This window comes from Streptomyces caeruleatus (genome assembly GCF_001514235.1).
GTDB classification, from domain to species: Bacteria; Actinomycetota; Actinomycetes; order Streptomycetales; family Streptomycetaceae; genus Streptomyces; species Streptomyces caeruleatus.
This window is the reverse complement of record NZ_KQ948941.1, coordinates 150,198-165,254: the sequence shown is the minus strand read 5'-3', so window position 1 is coordinate 165,254 and position 15,057 is coordinate 150,198. Positions and strand designations below refer to the sequence as shown.

The 15,057-nt window shown below is 70.7% G+C and carries 16 protein-coding genes; 5 read left to right on the top strand and 11 right to left on the bottom strand.

Annotated elements, in window-relative coordinates:
• Window positions 1-19: 19 nt before the first annotated feature.
• From AQJ67_RS38770 to AQJ67_RS38760, 3 genes are read right to left on the bottom strand one after another with little or no spacing between them, the layout of a single operon-like run.
• Entirely contained in the window at window positions 20-826 is an 807-nt protein-coding gene (locus AQJ67_RS38770; protein WP_062724189.1) for a DUF4253 domain-containing protein, read from the bottom strand.
• 36 nt (window positions 827-862) lie between these two features.
• Window positions 863-1,702 carry a helix-turn-helix domain-containing protein gene (locus AQJ67_RS38765; RefSeq protein ID WP_062724188.1) on the bottom strand — a complete coding sequence of 280 codons (840 nt, stop codon included), beginning with the start codon at window positions 1,700-1,702 and terminating at the stop codon, window positions 863-865.
• Window positions 1,699-2,538 (bottom strand): peptidoglycan-binding protein, encoded by an 840-nt coding sequence (locus AQJ67_RS38760; RefSeq protein ID WP_062724215.1) that lies wholly within the window; start codon window positions 2,536-2,538, stop codon window positions 1,699-1,701. The genes AQJ67_RS38765 and AQJ67_RS38760 overlap by 4 nt, the downstream gene beginning before the upstream one ends.
• Before the next feature lie 318 nt (window positions 2,539-2,856).
• Here AQJ67_RS38760 and AQJ67_RS38755 point away from each other — a divergent pair, with 318 nt between their 5' ends.
• The gene (locus AQJ67_RS38755) at window positions 2,857-3,312 is read left to right on the top strand and encodes a peptidoglycan-binding domain-containing protein (protein ID WP_062724187.1); all 456 of its coding nucleotides are present in this window, start codon (window positions 2,857-2,859) and stop codon (window positions 3,310-3,312) included.
• Window positions 3,313-3,398: 86 nt separating this feature from the next.
• Here the strand turns inward: AQJ67_RS38755 and argS are convergent, their stop codons facing one another.
• A complete protein-coding gene (gene argS, locus AQJ67_RS38750) occupies window positions 3,399-5,153 on the bottom strand; it encodes an arginine--tRNA ligase (RefSeq protein WP_062724186.1) in 1,755 nt (584 codons plus the stop codon).
• 227 nt (window positions 5,154-5,380) lie between these two features.
• On the opposite strand from argS, the gene lysS reads away from it, so the two are divergent.
• Window positions 5,381-7,126 carry a lysine--tRNA ligase gene (gene lysS / locus AQJ67_RS38745; RefSeq protein ID WP_062724185.1) on the top strand — a complete coding sequence of 582 codons (1,746 nt, stop codon included), beginning with the start codon at window positions 5,381-5,383 and terminating at the stop codon, window positions 7,124-7,126.
• Between the two features lie 64 nt (window positions 7,127-7,190).
• Here the strand turns inward: lysS and AQJ67_RS38740 are convergent, their stop codons facing one another.
• From AQJ67_RS38740 to AQJ67_RS38730, 3 genes are all read right to left on the bottom strand, one after another.
• On the bottom strand, window positions 7,191-8,474 hold the full coding sequence (locus tag AQJ67_RS38740; protein WP_062724184.1) for a DUF2637 domain-containing protein: 1,284 nt from the start codon (window positions 8,472-8,474) through the stop codon (window positions 7,191-7,193).
• Between the two features lie 166 nt (window positions 8,475-8,640).
• On the bottom strand, window positions 8,641-9,546 hold the full coding sequence (locus AQJ67_RS38735) for a DUF3558 family protein (RefSeq protein WP_425264216.1): 906 nt from the start codon (window positions 9,544-9,546) through the stop codon (window positions 8,641-8,643).
• Window positions 9,547-9,683: 137 nt separating this feature from the next.
• Window positions 9,684-10,553: a hypothetical protein gene (locus AQJ67_RS38730; RefSeq protein ID WP_062724182.1), complete on the bottom strand. Its 870-nt coding sequence runs from the start codon at window positions 10,551-10,553 to the stop codon at window positions 9,684-9,686.
• A 215-nt stretch (window positions 10,554-10,768) separates the two neighbouring features.
• Between AQJ67_RS38730 and AQJ67_RS38725 the strand changes: the two genes are divergently transcribed.
• Complete coding sequence (locus AQJ67_RS38725) at window positions 10,769-11,962, top strand: RtcB family protein (RefSeq protein WP_062724181.1); 1,194 nt, start codon at window positions 10,769-10,771, stop codon at window positions 11,960-11,962.
• A 46-nt stretch (window positions 11,963-12,008) separates the two neighbouring features.
• Here AQJ67_RS38725 and AQJ67_RS50295 read toward each other — a convergent pair whose 3' ends face one another.
• Window positions 12,009-12,137 carry a hypothetical protein gene (locus tag AQJ67_RS50295; protein ID WP_279616920.1) on the bottom strand — a complete coding sequence of 43 codons (129 nt, stop codon included), beginning with the start codon at window positions 12,135-12,137 and terminating at the stop codon, window positions 12,009-12,011.
• Entirely contained in the window at window positions 12,137-12,913 is a 777-nt protein-coding gene (locus AQJ67_RS38720) for an SDR family NAD(P)-dependent oxidoreductase (protein ID WP_062724180.1), read from the bottom strand. Before AQJ67_RS38720 ends, AQJ67_RS50295 begins: the two co-directional genes overlap by 1 nt.
• 134 nt (window positions 12,914-13,047) lie before the next feature.
• Between AQJ67_RS38720 and AQJ67_RS38715 the strand changes: the two genes are divergently transcribed.
• A complete protein-coding gene (locus AQJ67_RS38715) occupies window positions 13,048-13,476 on the top strand; it encodes an ester cyclase (RefSeq protein WP_062724179.1) in 429 nt (142 codons plus the stop codon).
• A 19-nt stretch (window positions 13,477-13,495) separates the two neighbouring features.
• Here the strand turns inward: AQJ67_RS38715 and AQJ67_RS38710 are convergent, their stop codons facing one another.
• Window positions 13,496-13,831, bottom strand: a complete 336-nt coding sequence (locus AQJ67_RS38710) for a YnfA family protein (protein WP_062724178.1) — start codon at window positions 13,829-13,831, stop codon at window positions 13,496-13,498.
• A 110-nt stretch (window positions 13,832-13,941) separates the two neighbouring features.
• Here AQJ67_RS38710 and AQJ67_RS38705 point away from each other — a divergent pair, with 110 nt between their 5' ends.
• Window positions 13,942-14,478, top strand: coding sequence for a hypothetical protein (locus AQJ67_RS38705; protein ID WP_341846192.1), 537 nt, complete (start codon window positions 13,942-13,944; stop codon window positions 14,476-14,478).
• A gap of 86 nt (window positions 14,479-14,564) precedes the next feature.
• Here AQJ67_RS38705 and AQJ67_RS38700 read toward each other — a convergent pair whose 3' ends face one another.
• Window positions 14,565-14,972 carry a winged helix-turn-helix transcriptional regulator gene (locus AQJ67_RS38700; RefSeq protein WP_062724177.1) on the bottom strand — a complete coding sequence of 136 codons (408 nt, stop codon included), beginning with the start codon at window positions 14,970-14,972 and terminating at the stop codon, window positions 14,565-14,567.
• Window positions 14,973-15,057 lie beyond the last annotated feature (85 nt).

The following is a 15,057-nucleotide window of genomic DNA, read 5'->3' as shown; positions in this document are numbered from 1 at the left end:
TAGGGGGTGTGCCTCTCGGTCAGTCCCACCAGAAGTGCCAGGCCGGCTGGTTGAGGAGCTGGTTCTCGGCGTAGGCGCGCAGGGTGCTGTCGGTGCCCTGCCAGATGTTGTCCGGGCAGAAGGCGAAGTGCTCGGCGGCCAGGGCCTCCGCGTCGGCGAGGGTGGTGGGCGGGGTGGCGACGGACACCAGCAGGGTGTCGAAGCCGAGGGCCACCGTGCGTATGCCGAACCGGTCCTCCCAGGAGCGCAGCACCGCGGACAGACGGCCGGTGTCGTGCTCGTGGTTCGCCGGGCCCATCCAGCCGATCGCCGTGGGGATGTCGGCGCTGCGGCGGGCCGGGACGAGGGCGAGACGGGGGTCCTTGAGGGGGCCGCGGCCGTCGAGGAGGGAGTCCACGATGTCGGAGGCGACGGATTCGGGGTCCTGGGCGGCGGCGGTGGCCTCAGGGGAGCCGGGGGCATCGGAGGCCTCGGCGGGCGTCGTCAGGCCGGGCCAGGTCGCGTCCTCGTCCGCGTACTCCTCCCAGAGCTCCTCCAGCACCTCCTCGGCGTCGTGATCCCCGGCGTACGACATCTCGCCGGGCATCAACTCCCACAGCTGCGGGCCGCCGTGACCGGCGCCGACGTCCAGGACGAGCGGGAGCAGGCCGACGGCCGGTGCCGTCTGCCGCAGGGCGGTCCAGTCGCCCGGCGCCGCCCGGTCGTCGGACAGCCACAGCAGCGGCTCGTGCCACGGCCCGTCGGCTGTCGCGTCCACCAGGCCACCGGGCGGCAGACGCAGTCCGAGGGACGCGAGCCTGGGCAGAGGGTTCGGAAGTGTCGCCATGTCAGCGACTGTAGGGGCAGCCACTGACAACGCGCCTCACCCGCCCACTCGGCTGTCGAAACACTCCGGGCCGCCGCCCGCTACCGGGTGGAAGCAGGCCCGGACGACGGTTCCGGGGCGGGCCGCGGTCATGGGGGTGTAGACGTAGTTGTCCGCGTCGACGTCGTTCTCGATCTCCGCGCTGCGGACGCCCCCGCCGCCGGAACCGCCGGCCTTGTCGCCGGCCGACATCTCAAGTCGGTCGCCTATGTGTGTCGCCCACATTCGGGCCCAACTCGTCCCGCACTCACGGCTGTAGCGCAGTTCCATCCAGGCGCCGGAGGCGGTCCGGTGCGCGGCGAGGGTCTGCGGGCCGCCCGCGCACTTCATCTGCATGGCGCTCTTGCCCTCGCAGACCTCCCCTTGGCAGCGCGGTCCGGCCGTGGCCGGGGGCGGCGACAGCGAAGCGCGAGGCTCGCCGTCCCGGTGCGGCAGCACAAGGGCCACCGCGGCGACGCCCCCGACGGCCACGGCGCACACCGACGCGAGCACCGCCACGAGGGTCGCGCTGCGCCGCACGGAGCCGTCGTCGATGGCGCCCCCGCCCGGGGGCAGGTCTTCCGGAGACGCGGGTGCCTTCTCCGTCGCCCGTCCGCTGCCCTCCGACTCCGCGATCTCCCACAGCGCCACACAGCGCCCGTCCGGCTCACCGGCGAGGCGGCACAGCTCCTGGACGGCGTCGCGCGGAGGGAGTGTCCGGGCGTTGAGATAGCGGTCCCAGGACGACTTGCTGAACGCGGTCTTCGCCGCGAGGGCGGCCAGGCTCAGGCCGGTCCGCCCCTTCAACTCCCGCAGTGCCGCGGCCAGTCGGGCCCGCTCCGGGGACGGCGCCGTCATCGGCGCAGGGCCTTCCAGGTGTGCGGCCCGATGATGCCGTCCACGACGAGACCGGCCCGCTGCTGCACCCGCCTGACCGCGCGCTCCGTCATCGGACCGAAGATCCCGTCGATGCCGCCCGGCGAGATGCCCGCCCGGCGCAGCAGACACTGCGCCTCGGCCACTTCCGGCCCCGCATGGCCGTTCGCCAGGATGGCGCCCTCGGTGCGGCTGAGGCCCGCGAACCAGCGGCCGTCGATCCGCTCGACACGGCAGGTGTACGGGGGTTTTGACGGCGGGGCCGAGGCGGCCGGCGGCGTGGCGGCCGGGGCGGCGGTCGCCGCGAGGGAGGCCGTAGGTGGTTCCGCCGTCTCGCCACTCAGTCGTACGACGAGGAGAACCGCCGTGGCGACGGCCAGGACCAGGGCCACGGCCCCCGCCGCGAGCGCGACGCGCAGCGAACGGCCGGGCGAGTGCCGCTCGGTGGTCCCGGGGGCCGGGGCTCCGGTGGTCTCGGTGGTCTCGGTGGTCTCAGGGGTCTCGGTGGTCTCAGGGGTCTCGGTGGTTTCGGGGGGCGGCTCCGCGCGTCTGTTGCCCCACGTCTCCGTGGCGACCTCGTGCAGCGCCAGCAGGCGGGTCGGATCCTCGCCCGTCGCCCGGGCCAGCGCCTCGACGGCCTCCGCGGGCGGAAGCGACCTGCCGCCCAGATAGCGCTCCCATGACTTCTCGCTGTACCCGGTCCGCGCCGCGAGCTGCCGCAGGCTCAGCCCGCTGTGGTCCTTCAGCCGGCGTAAGCGCACCACCAACTGCCGCACACGCGGATCCAGTTCCGCGGGCAGCGCTGCCCAACGCGACATGTTCCCCCCACACGCGTTCACGGTCCGGGCGCTCGGTCCGTCGGTCAGCGGGCCGGCCCCGGTCGCATTCTGCAACAGCATCCACGGCCCACAGCGGAAGCGGGTTCCCGCACGCGTACGGAATCGGCCATCGCCCCCTCACCGGCGTCCCGTCGCGGCGTCCCCGCGGATGACGTCCACGCAGGTCAGGGCGTGGGACATCCCGCGATGACGTCACTTCCGAGGCGATCGTGGCCACCCTCGCCGCCGGCCCCGCACTCTCGTATCGCCAGCCAGGCGGCACGGACCGCCGCCCGACCGACATCGAGAGGGAAACGTATGCGACCGAATGTCTGGACCAGGACCCTCGTCAGCGTCAGCGCCGTCGTCGGCCTCGCCGCCGGAGGCCTCGCGACCGCGGGCACCAGCTTCGCGGCGCAGGACGCGAAGCCGGCCGTGAAGTCCGAGGTCACCATCCTCGCGGTGAACAACCTCGGTCTGAACACGGAGCGGGCCAAGAACTGGCAGTGCTGGCTGCGCGACCGGGGCTACAGCCCCGGCACGATCGACGGACAGCTGGGCACCAACAGCTGGAAGGCGGCGCAGCGCTTCCTCAACGCCCGGGGCCACAACGCCGGCACCGTCGACGGAATCGTCGGGCCCGACACGATCAGGGCGCTGCAGCGCTACCTGAACCTCTTCGGCGACATCTTCGACTACCACCTCGACGTGGACGGGGTCGCCGGACCGGCGACCAGGTCCGCGTTCTGGAAGTTCAACGGCAGCGGCTGCTGAGCCGGCCTGCCGACCGTACACACGCCGCGGCCCGTCCTCCCACGGGGGAGAGGACGGGCCGCGGCGTGTGTACGGGTTCCGGCCGCTCAGAGCCGCTCGGGCGTCCGGATGCCCAGCAGGGCCATGCCCCGGTGGAGGGTCCGGGCCGTCAGGTCGCACAGGAACAGACGGTTCTCCACCTGCTCCGACGTGTCCGCCTTCAGCACCGGGCACTTGTCGTAGAACGACGTGTACAGCGACGCCAGCTGGTACAGGTACGCGGCCAGCTTGTGCGGGGCGTACTCCGCGGCCGCCTCGAAGACCGTGTCGCCGAACGCGTCCAGGTGCAGGCCGAGCGCCCGTTCCGCCGCGTGCAGTCCGAGCTCCGGGTGCGCGGCCGGCTTCGTCTCGCCCGCCTTGCGCAGGATCGACTGGATACGGGCGTACGCGTACTGGAGGTACACGGACGTGTCGCCGTTCAGCGAGACCATCTGGTCCAGGTCGAACTTGTAGTCGCGGTTCGGCGACGTCGACAGGTCCGCGTACTTCACGGCACCGATGCCGACCTGCGCGGCCCGCTCCTGGATCTCGTCCTCGGTGAGGTCCTGCGCCTTCTCCCGTACGACCTCGGCGGCCCGCTGCACGGCCTCGTCCAGCAGGTCCTCCAGCCGTACGGTCTCGCCCTCACGCGTCTTGAACGGCTTGCCGTCCGCGCCCAGCACCGTGCCGTAGCCCATGTTGTGCGCGGTGACGTCGTCGCCCAGCCAGCCGGCCCGGCGGGCCGTCTCGAAGACCATCTTGAAGTGCAGCGACTGGCGTACGTCCACGACGTACAGCAGCGTCGTCGCGTGCAGGTCGACGACGCGGTTGCGGATCGCCGTCAGGTCCGAGGCCGCATAGCCGAAGCCGCCGTCGGCCTTCTGCACGATCAGCGGGACCGGCTGGTCGTCCTTGCCGCGGATGTCGTCGAAGAAGACGACGAGCGCGCCCTCGGAGCGGACCGCGACGCCCATCTCCTCCAGGAGGCGGGCCGTCTCGGGCATGCCCTCGTTGTACGCGGACTCGCCGACGATCTCCTCGTCACGGACCTCCATGTCCAGCTTCTCGAAGACCGAGTAGAAGTAGACCTTCGACTCGTCCACGAACTGCTGCCACAGCTGGAGGGTCTCCTTGTCGCCGGACTGGAGGGCGACGACCCGCTTGCGCGCCCGCTCCTTGAACTCGTCGTCCGCGTCGAAGAACGCACGCGAGGCCTTGTAGACCCGGTTCAGGTTCGACATGGCCTGCTCGCCGTCGACGTCCTCGGGCGGGGCCAGCTCGCCCGGGTGCTCGAACAGGTACTGGATGAGCATGCCGAACTGGGTGCCCCAGTCGCCGATGTGGTGCCGGCCGATCGTCTGCTCGCCGGTGAAGTCGAGCATGCCGCGCAGGGCGTCGCCGATGACGGCGGAGCGCAGGTGGCCGACGTGCATCTCCTTGGCCACGTTCGGCTGGGCGTAGTCGACGACCGTGATGCCCGCGTCGTCCTTCAGCGGTACGCCGAGGCGGTCGGAGTCCGCGTGCCGGGCGGCGAGGTTCTCGGTGATGGCCCGGTCGGCGACGGTGATGTTGAGGAAGCCGGGGCCGGAGACCTCGACGTCCTTGATGACGTCACCGGTGACGATGTTGCCGACGACCTCGGTCGCCAGGTCCCTGGGGTTGGACTTGGCCTTCTTGGCGAGGGCGAGGATCCCGTTGGCCTGGAAGTCGGCGCGGTCGCTGCGTCGGAGCAGCGGGTCCGCGTCGGCCTCCGGCCGGGTGGCCGTGAGGGCGTTCGCGAGACGCTGCTGGACTTGAGCGGTGAGCGACGTGACCGAGGTCATGGGGTGGGAGCCGTTCTCCTCGTGGATTGGTAGACGTGGTCAGTATCCCATGGGGGGTAAAGCCAATTTCGCGGGCGACGAGCTCGGGTGGTGTGCTGTGCTTTGCCGGGTGCGGGCCCGTGGGGGCCGGCCGCGCAGTTCCCCGCGCCCCTGGACAGGCGGCTGCGCCGCCTAGACTTGGGGCGCAGCCCTTTTGACCGTGCTGGCTGCCCTGGAGAAAGAAGGACGTGCCGATCGTGGCTCAGAGCACCGAGACCACCGACTGGGTCTCCCGTTTCGCGGATGAGGTCATCGAGGAGTCGGAGCGTCGGGCCCCGGGCAAACCGGTCGTCGTCGCGTCCGGGCTGTCGCCGTCGGGGCCCATCCACCTGGGCAATCTGCGCGAGGTCATGACCCCGCACCTGGTCGCCGACGAGATCCGGCGGCGCGGGCGCGAGGTCCGGCACCTGATCTCCTGGGACGACTACGACCGCTACCGCAAGGTGCCCAAGGGCATCGAGGGCGTCTCCGACGAGAGCCACCTCCAGCACATCGGCAAGCCGCTGACGTCCGTGCCGGCGCCTGCGGGGTCGGCGTACCCGAACTGGGCCGAGCACTTCAAGGCCGCCATGGTCGAGGCGCTCGCCGAGCTGGGCGTGGAGTTCGACGGGATCAGCCAGACGGCGCAGTACACCTCGGGCGTCTACCGCGAGCAGGTCCTGCACGCGATGAAGCACCGCGGTGACATCGACGCCGTTCTCGCGCAGTACCGGACCAAGCCGAAGGGCGGCGCCAAGAAGTCGCAGAAGCCGGTCGACGAGGCCGAGCTGGAGGCCGCCGAGGGGTCGGGGGCGGCCGCCGAGGACGACGGGAGCTCCGGGTCGGCCGGGTACTTCCCGTACAAGCCGTACTGCGGCAACTGCGAGAAGGACCTGACCACCGTCACCTCCTACGTCGACGACACCACCGAGCTGTCGTACACCTGCAACGAGTGCGGCTTCTCGGAGACCGTCCGGCTGAACGAGTTCAACCGCGGCAAGCTGGTCTGGAAGGTGGACTGGCCCATGCGGTGGGCCTACGAGGGGGTCGTGTTCGAGCCCAGCGGGGTCGACCACTCGTCGCCCGGATCCTCCTTCCAGGTCGGTGGGCAGATCGTCGGGATCTTCGGCGGCAAGCAGCCCATCGGGCCCATGTACGCCTTCGTGGGGATCAGCGGCATGGCGAAGATGTCGTCCTCGCGGGGTGGGGTTCCCACGCCTGCCGACGCGCTGAAGATCATGGAGCCGCAGCTGCTGCGCTGGCTCTACGCCCGACGCCGGCCCAACCAGTCCTTCAAGATCGCCTTCGACCAGGAGATCCAGCGGCTCTACGACGAGTGGGACAAGCTGGACGCGAAGGTCGCGGACGGCTCCGCGCTGCCCGCCGACGTCGCCGCGCACTCGCGCGCGGTGCGCACGGCGGGCGGTGAGCTGCCGCGTACGGCGCGGCCGCTGCCGTACCGGACGCTCGCCTCCGTCGCCGACATCACCGCCGGACACCAGGACCAGGCCCTGCGGATCCTCTCCGAGCTGGACCCGGAGAACCCGCTGGGCGCGCTGGACGAGGCCCGTCCCCGGTACGACAAGGCCGAGGCGTGGATCAACACGCAGGTGCCCGCCGACCAGCGGACCATCGTGCGGGACGAGGCCGACGCCGAGCTGCTGAAGTCCCTCGACGAGGCCTCCCAGCAGTCGCTGCGGCTCCTGCTCGACGGGCTGGAGTCGCACTGGTCGCCGGACGGGCTGACCCACCTCGTGTACGGCGTGCCCAAGGTGCAGGCCGGGTTCTCCGCGGACGCCACGCCCAAGGAGCTGCCGCCGGAGATCAAGACCGCGCAGAGGTCGTTCTTCGCCCTGCTGTACCACCTGCTGGTCGGGCGGGACACGGGGCCGCGGCTGCCCACGCTGCTGCTGGCGGTGGGGCAGGAGCGGGTACGGCGCCTGCTCGGTGAGTGAGCGAGTGAGAGAGTAAGCGGTACGCGAAAGGGGCCCTCGGGTGAGGGCCCCTTTCTGCTGCGTGTCAGGCGATGTGGTTCTCTTCCAGTTCCGCGTTGTAGAGGTTCGTGAACCGGGTGGCCATCCGCTTGGCCTCTTCCGGCAGGAGTGCGGTCCCGAACTCCGCCTCTACGTTCTCGCTGAACTCGCGCGGGGTCGGGTAACCGGTGCCGCCTATCGACTTCTTGAAGACCAGGTAGTAGTCGTCCTCGGTCGGCTCCGGGGCGCCGCCGCCCTCGCCGAGCTGGCGGGTGCGGTTGGGGCTCACGGGGATCGGGAAGGTGCCGGTGTCCTCCGGGGACGGCTCCTGGGCGGGCGGCTCTTCCTGGAACTGCTCCTGGTACTGCTCCGCCTGGAGCTGCTCCTGGTACCACTGGTCGTACTGTTCCTGAGTGTTGTACGCCGGGTCGTAGCCGCCCTGGTACTCCACGTTGCGCGGAGTGTTGAACCAGTCCTGCACGTACTCCGGCTGCTCCGGCTGTTCCGGCTGTTCCGGCTGCTCCTGGTCGGGCGTGGCGACCAGCTCCGGGCGCGGCTCGCCGGGAGGCGTCGCCTGCCGGGGTACGGGCGCCGGAGTCACGTCCAGCACCTGCTTCGGCGCCGGCGGCAGCAGCGCCGGCTCGATGCCCGCCGCCGCCAGGCCCGCCGGGGCCGTCTCCGCCAGCGGCACCCCGTAGCGGGCCAGCCGCAGCGGCATCAGCGACTCCACCGGTGCCTTGCGCCGCCACGCCCGGCCGAAGCGGGAGCGCAGCCGGGCCTGGTAGACCAGCCGCTCCTGCTCCAGCTTGATGACCTGCTCGTAGGAGCGCAGCTCCCACAGCTTCATCCGGCGCCACAGCAGGAACGTCGGCAGGGGGGAGAGCAGCCAGCGGGTGAGGCGGACGCCCTCCATGTGCTTGTCGGCCGTGATGTCCGCTATGCGGCCGATCGCGTGCCGGGCCGCCTCCACCGACACCACGAACAGGATCGGGATCACGGCGTGCATACCCACACCCAGCGGGTCCGGCCAGGCCGCCGCGCCGTTGAAGGCGATCGTCGCCGCCGTCAGCAGCCACGCCGTCTGGCGCAGCAGCGGGAACGGGATGCGGATCCACGTCAGGAGAAGGTCGAGGGCGAGCAGGACGCAGATGCCCGCGTCGATGCCGATCGGGAAGACATAACTGAAGTTCCCGAAGCCCTTCTGGATGGCCAGCTCGCGGACAGCCGCGTAAGAACCGGCGAAGCCGATGCCGGCGATGATCACGGCGCCGAAAACGACCACACCGATGAGAATGCGGTGCGTTCGAGTCAGCTGCGGTGGCCCGGCCACTCGTACTCCCCTCCCAGTGCATGTTGTTGCGCGCAACAGGGTGGCACATCTGTGCGTCGTACGGATTCACGTACGGCACGAGCCCGGTCCCCGAGGGGAGCCGGGCTCGTGGAACACGCATGGCTGAGCTGCGCGTTGTGACGCAGGGGTGGGGCAGGTGTGACGGTCAGCTCTTCTTCGACGCTGACTCGGAGGGGGAGGCGGACGCCGCCTTCGAGGGGCTCCCGGAGGGGGACTTCGAAGGGGACTTCGACGCCGACTTCGACGGGGCGCTGCTCGGCGTGCCCGCGGAGCCGCCGCCGCTGCCGTTCGCCTTCGTCACCGAGGCCACCGCCTCCTTGGCCGCCTTCTGCGCCAGCTTGTTCAGGGTGTCCGCGCTCGGCGTCTTGTCCCCGGCGAAACCGGCGCCGTTGTAGTCGACCGTGACCACGACGTTCTCGACCCGGGCCACGACCGTGACCTGCTTGAAGGAGCCCTCCTTCTTCTTCAGGTCGTAGCGCACCGCCGTCGCCTCGTCGCCCACCCCGGCGACCGGCTCCGACTTCGCGTTCTTCGCGCCGTCCACCGAACGGGCGTCCTGGACCTGCGTCTCGAAGTACTCCCGCGCCTGCTTCTCGCCCGAGCCGCGCGAGACGTTCGAGTCGAAGCGCAGCAGGGAGGTGTTGAGCCAGCGGAACTGCGAGCCCTTCACGCCGTTGTTGTCCAGGCTGCTCCAGGAGCACGAGCCGCGTGTGCCCGCCTCGTCCGAAGTGCCCGCCTTGCCGGACTTCGCCTCCGGGACCAGGTCCTTGAGCGTCTTCTTCGTCAGCACCGTGCACGGCTCGGGAAGCGAGTTGTACGCGGCCGCCTGCACGGTCGGCGACGGACTCGCGGACGCCGCCGCGGACGCCGACGAGGACTTCGCGCTGTCACCGGCCCCGTCGTCCGAACCGGAGTCCGAGGAACAGCCCGCGGCGACCAGCATCACCGGGACGACGGCCGCACCGACAAGGACGCGGTGCAGACCGCCCCTCATCCGCTGCTCGCCCTGGTCGCGCCGGTTCCGCTGCTTACGCTCTGCTGCTCGCTGCATGGTTCCTTCACTCATGACTGACACTCGTGGTTCCTGCGGTCGGATCGGGTCCGAGGGGCCACGGTACGCGGTGAAGAAGGTGTGTGGTCTCGTTTCGGTTACGTCGCACTCGGGCGTACCGGGGTGACCGAGGGGCGCTACTCCGCCAGCGCGTCGGCCAGTTGTGCCGCCAGTTTCCGCGCCCTGTCCTGCATTTCCGCACTGTCCGGGACCGCGCCGACGGTCGCCGGCTGCTCCTCGTACTCGATCGTCACGATCACGTTGGACGTGCGGAACGCCACAGTCACCGTGCGCTGCTGAGCCGTCGAACCGGAGCTGCTCAGCTCGTCGTCGAGGAACGCCTCGTCGCCGAGGTCGTCGAGGACGCGGGGCTGGAGCTCGGCCGGGGTCGTGCCGTCGGACGGAGTGGAGGAGGAGTCGGAAGACGAAGACGAAGGCGACGAAGAGGGCGAAGGGGAGGAAGAGGACGCGGACGTCGAGGGCGAGGCCGAAGAGGAGAGCGAGCCGCTCGGGTCGGCGGAGGCAGTGCCCTCGTCGTCGCTCCCGGAGCTCGTCGGCTCGGGCAGGTCGGCCTTCTCCTGCCGGGCCGCGAACAGCTGCTCCGCCTCGCTGTCGTCGCTGACCGCCGTGTCGTACGACACCACACGCGAGAAGTCGACGGACAGACGGTCCGTGGCGTCGGCCGACTCGGCCTTCCAACGGCAACCGGCCTTGCGGTCGGTGTCATAGGTGATCGTCGGCGTGCCCTCGTACGCCTTCTCGCGCTGGTCCTCGTCCGTCAGCTGCTTGATGCCGGGCAGCAGCAGGTCGAGCATCTCCTGGCCGGCGGCACCGCACGGCTCGGGCAGCGTGGCGTACCGGCCGGGCTCGGCCGCCGCCGTCGCCGTACCGGCGTCGCCCGGGTTGGAGTCGTCGGTCGTGCCGCCGTCGTCGGAACTGCCGGTGCAGCCGGCCAGCAGCGCCACGAGGAGCGCGGCGACGCCGGATACATACGCCTTCCGCTGCACGGTCAGGCTCCTCTCGACGGTGCCGGGTGCTCGGCACGTTGCCGGTCTGTGGGTGTCCCCGCTGGTTATTCGCTTGCCGGGCGGGGGCGACCCCTGGAGACAATGTGTATCGCACGCACTGCCGTGAACGCCGGTCCGTTGTCCCTTTTCATCGACCCTGGCGCCGGTTTTGCGATTTCAGACTTGTATGTGATTTCCGGGGGATAGAGGACGATATGTCGTACGTGGAGATGCCGGGCGCGAAGGTTCCGATCCGTATGTGGACCGATCCCGCGACGGTCGAGGAAGGCGCCCTGCAGCAGCTGCGCAACGTCGCGACCCTGCCGTGGATCAAGGGTCTGGCGGTCATGCCGGACGTCCACTACGGCAAGGGCGCGACGGTGGGGTCCGTCATCGCGATGCGGGGTGCTGTGTGTCCCGCCGCGGTCGGGGTGGACATCGGGTGCGGGATGTCGGCGGTGCGGACGTCGCTCACGGCGAACGACCTGCCGGGGGACCTGTCGCGGCTGCGGTCGAAGATCGAGCAGGCGATTCCGGTGGGGCGGGGGATGCATGACGACCCGGTGGATCCGGGTCGGATGCACGGGTTCGCCACCGCCGGGTGGGACGACTTCTGGGGGCGGTTCGACGGGGTCGCGGAAGCGGTCAAGTTCCGTGCGGAGCGCGCCGGGAAGCAGATGGGGACGCTCGGCGGCGGCAACCACTTCGTGGAGGTCTGCACGGACACGACCGGTGCCGTCTGGCTGATGCTGCACTCCGGTTCCCGCAACATCGGCAAGGAACTCGCCGAGCACCACATCGGCGTGGCCCAGAAGCTCCCGCACAACCAGAACCTGGTCGACCGCGACCTCGCCGTCTTCGTGGCGGACACCCCGCAGATGGCGGCGTACCGCAACGACCTGTTCTGGGCGCAGGAGTACGCCAAGTACAACCGCACGATCATGATGGCGCTCCTGAAGGACGTGGTCCGCAAGGAGTTCAAGAAGGCCAGGCCGACCTTCGAGGCCGAGATCAGCGCGCACCACAACTACGTGGCCGAGGAGCGCTACGAGGGCATGGACCTGCTCGTCACCCGCAAGGGCGCGATCCGGGCCGGCTCCGGCGAGTACGGCATCATCCCGGGCTCCATGGGCACGGGTTCGTACATCGTGAAGGGCCTCGGGAACCCGAAGTCCTTCAACTCGGCCTCGCACGGCGCGGGTCGGCGCATGAGCCGTAACGCGGCCAAGCGGCGGTTCTCGACGAAGGACCTGGAGGAGCAGACGCGGGGCGTGGAGTGCCGTAAGGACTCCGGTGTCGTGGACGAGATCCCGGGCGCCTACAAGCCGATCGAGCAGGTCATCGAACAGCAGCGGGACCTCGTGGAGGTCGTGGCGAAGCTGAAGCAGGTGGTGTGCGTGAAGGGCTGACGGCCTCTTGGCGGGCCGTCAGCCGTCCGCCGTCAGCCGTCCGCCGTCACTTCGGCGCGTGCGTCACCGCGTAGATCATCACGAACGCCACGATGTGGATGCCGAAGAGGAAGTAGCCGAGCCACCACCACATCTGGCGTTCGTTGTGCGGCTCCTTGCGGCCGTCGTCCGTCACTACAGCTCCCTGTGGACCTTCGTGTTGGACGCCTGGGCGCGGGGGCGGACGACCAGGAGGTCGATGTTGACGTGGCTGGGACGGGTGACCGTCCAGGCGATGGTGTCGGCCACGTCGTCGGCCGTGAGGGGCTCGGCGACACCCTCGTAGACCTTCTGCGCCTTGTCCGTGTCGCCGGCGAAGCGGGTCAGGGCGAACTCGTCGGTCTTCACCATGCCGGGCGCGATCTCGATGACGCGCACCGGCCGGCCGACGATCTCCAGGCGGAGCGTCTCGGCGAGGACGTGGGCGCCGTGCTTGGCGGCGACATAGCCGGCGCCGCCCTCGTAGGTGCCGTGGCCGGCGGTGGAGGAGACCACGACCACGGTGCCGTCGCCGCTCGCCTCCAGCTTGGGCAGCAGGGCCTGGGTGAGGTTCAGGGTGCCGATGACGTTGGTCTCGTACATCGTGCGCCAGTCGGCCGGGTCGCCGGTCGCGACCGGGTCGGCGCCCAGGGCGCCGCCGGCGTTGTTGACGAGGACGCCGATCGTCTTGAAGGCCGTCGCGAACTCGTCGACCGCGGCCCGGTCCGTCACGTCCAGCTGGTACGCCGCGGCCGAGTGGCCGGCCGCGTTGATCTCCTCCGCCAGCGCCTCGACGCGGTCCTTGCGGCGGGCGGTGAGGACGACCCGGTAGCCGGCCGCGGCGAGCCGGCGTGCCGTGGCGGCGCCGATTCCGCTGCTCGCACCGGTGACGACGGCGATGCGGGAGGCGGCGGACGGTGCGGCGGTGGGCATGGCTGCTCCTCATGCGGTTCGGGTCCAGAGCGTCGGGCCAGTCGGGAGACTGTCCGGCCAGGATAGGCGGGCGGCCGATCCGGGGCGGCGGTGGGAGAATGAGGTGGGTGATCCTCCGGCAAGGGAGGCGGATCATGGGACAGGCGCGTGAGGTCATGGACCGGCTCACCGCGGCGATCACCACGGCGGACCCGAAGGCCATCGCCGAGCTCTACGCCCAGGACGCGGTCGCCGTCACCCCCGACGGTGGCGAGCTGCACGGGCGGGAGGACATCGTCGGGTACTGGCGTCAGATGACCGAGGCGGTTCCCGACGGTTCGTACGAGTCGGTGCACTCCTACGAGGTCGGCAACACGGCCATCGACGAGGGGATCTTCCGGGGCCGCAACACGGGGCCGATCCAGTTGCCGACCGGCGAGACGATGGCGCCGACGCAGAAGGAGATCAGCATCCGCGGGGTGGACTTCGCCACCGTGGACGACAGCGGGCACATCGTCGACTACCGGCTCTACTTCGACGAGATGGAGTTCCTGGGGCAGTTGGGGCTGCTGCCGCCCACCTGAACCGCTCTCCGGACTCCGGTCAGTTTCCTCGCGGGGCGTACATGATCACCGCCATGCCCGCGAGACAGATCAGTGCGCCCGTGACGTCCCAGCGGTCCGGGCGATAGCCGTCCGCGACCATGCCCCAGGCCAGCGAACCGGCGACGAAGACACCGCCGTACGCGGCGAGGATGCGGCCGAAGTCGGCGTCGGGCTGCAGCGTGGCGACGAAGCCGTAGGCGCCGAGGGCCATGACGCCCGCGCCGATCCACAGCCAGCCGCGGTGTTCGCGTACGCCCTGCCAGATCAGCCAGGCGCCGCCGATCTCGAAGAGGGCGGCGACGGCGAACAGGGCGGCCGAGCGGAGGATGAGCATGGCGGCCAGCTTCGCACGCCCTGGTCCGGGCCTCCGCGTCACCTGTTGGACGGCGCCTGCGGCTCGCTCCGCGTGGGATACATCCCCCTACGACCACGGTGGCGATCACGGTGGCGATCACGGTGGCGATCACGGTGGCGGAGCGAGGAGCGGACGTTATGCGGCGGATGCGGGTTGCTGCGGTGTGCGGGGCCGCCGTGGTGGCGGTGGTGGGCGGGGTGGCTCCGGAGGCGGCAGCGGCCGGCCGACTCGGCGGCCCCGAGGCGGAACTGACCTATCACGGATCCGCTGTCCTGACCGGCGACCGCGTCGACGTGCGTTTCACGCCGCGCCGGACCGGACAGGGCACCGTGCCGGACGCGACGGCGATGGTCCGGATGCGCTGGTCGGAGCCGCTGGCGGACCGGCAGGAGCTGCCGCAGGGGTGTGCGCGGGCCGGGAAACGGGTCGTGTGGTGCGGGGTCGGGGCGCTGGACGCGGGCGGGGTGGGGGAACCGGTCGCTCTGCGGGTACGGCTGCGGGACGCGCCCTCGGAGGTGCTGGTGGAGTTCGACACCGTGTGGAGAGGCGGGCCGGTGGACGGCACGCTGCGCAGCGGCGGGCAGCGGGTGCTGCTGCTCGACACGGGGGACGAGTACCACTTCTGACCCCCGCCCCCTCTGCCGCCCCTCCGCCGTCCCCGCTGCGGGGACACCGCGCGGGCAGCTGTCGGCGCTGCGGGGACACCGCGCGGTCAGCTGTCGGCGCCCTCGGTGTCGTAGCGCTCGCGGGCCTCGCGGACCTCGTCGAAGTGGGTCTCCGCCCAGTCCTTCACGGCGGTCAGCAGCAGGGCGAGGTTCTGGCCGAGGGCGGTGAGCTCGTAGTCGACGCGGACCGGGACGGACGGGGTGACGGTGCGGTCGAGCAGGCCGTCGCGTTCCAGGGAGCGCAGGGTCTGGGTCAGCATCTTGGGGCTGACCCCGGCGATCTTGCGGCCGAGGTCGCTGTAGCGCAGGGGGCCGGGGGCCAGGGCGGAGACGACGAGGCTGACCCACTTGTCGCTGATGCGGTCCAGGAGCTGGTTGGTGGGGCAGCTCTTGAGGAACGCGTCGTACTCGACACGGGCCTGCTCGCGGCGCTGGGCGGCCGTCATGGTCGCCATGGCTCACCTCCGGGGTAGGTACGCACTCCCAGGTAACTACTTACTCCTGGATAGTAACTCTTCCTAGGGTTGTCGGCAGGGAACG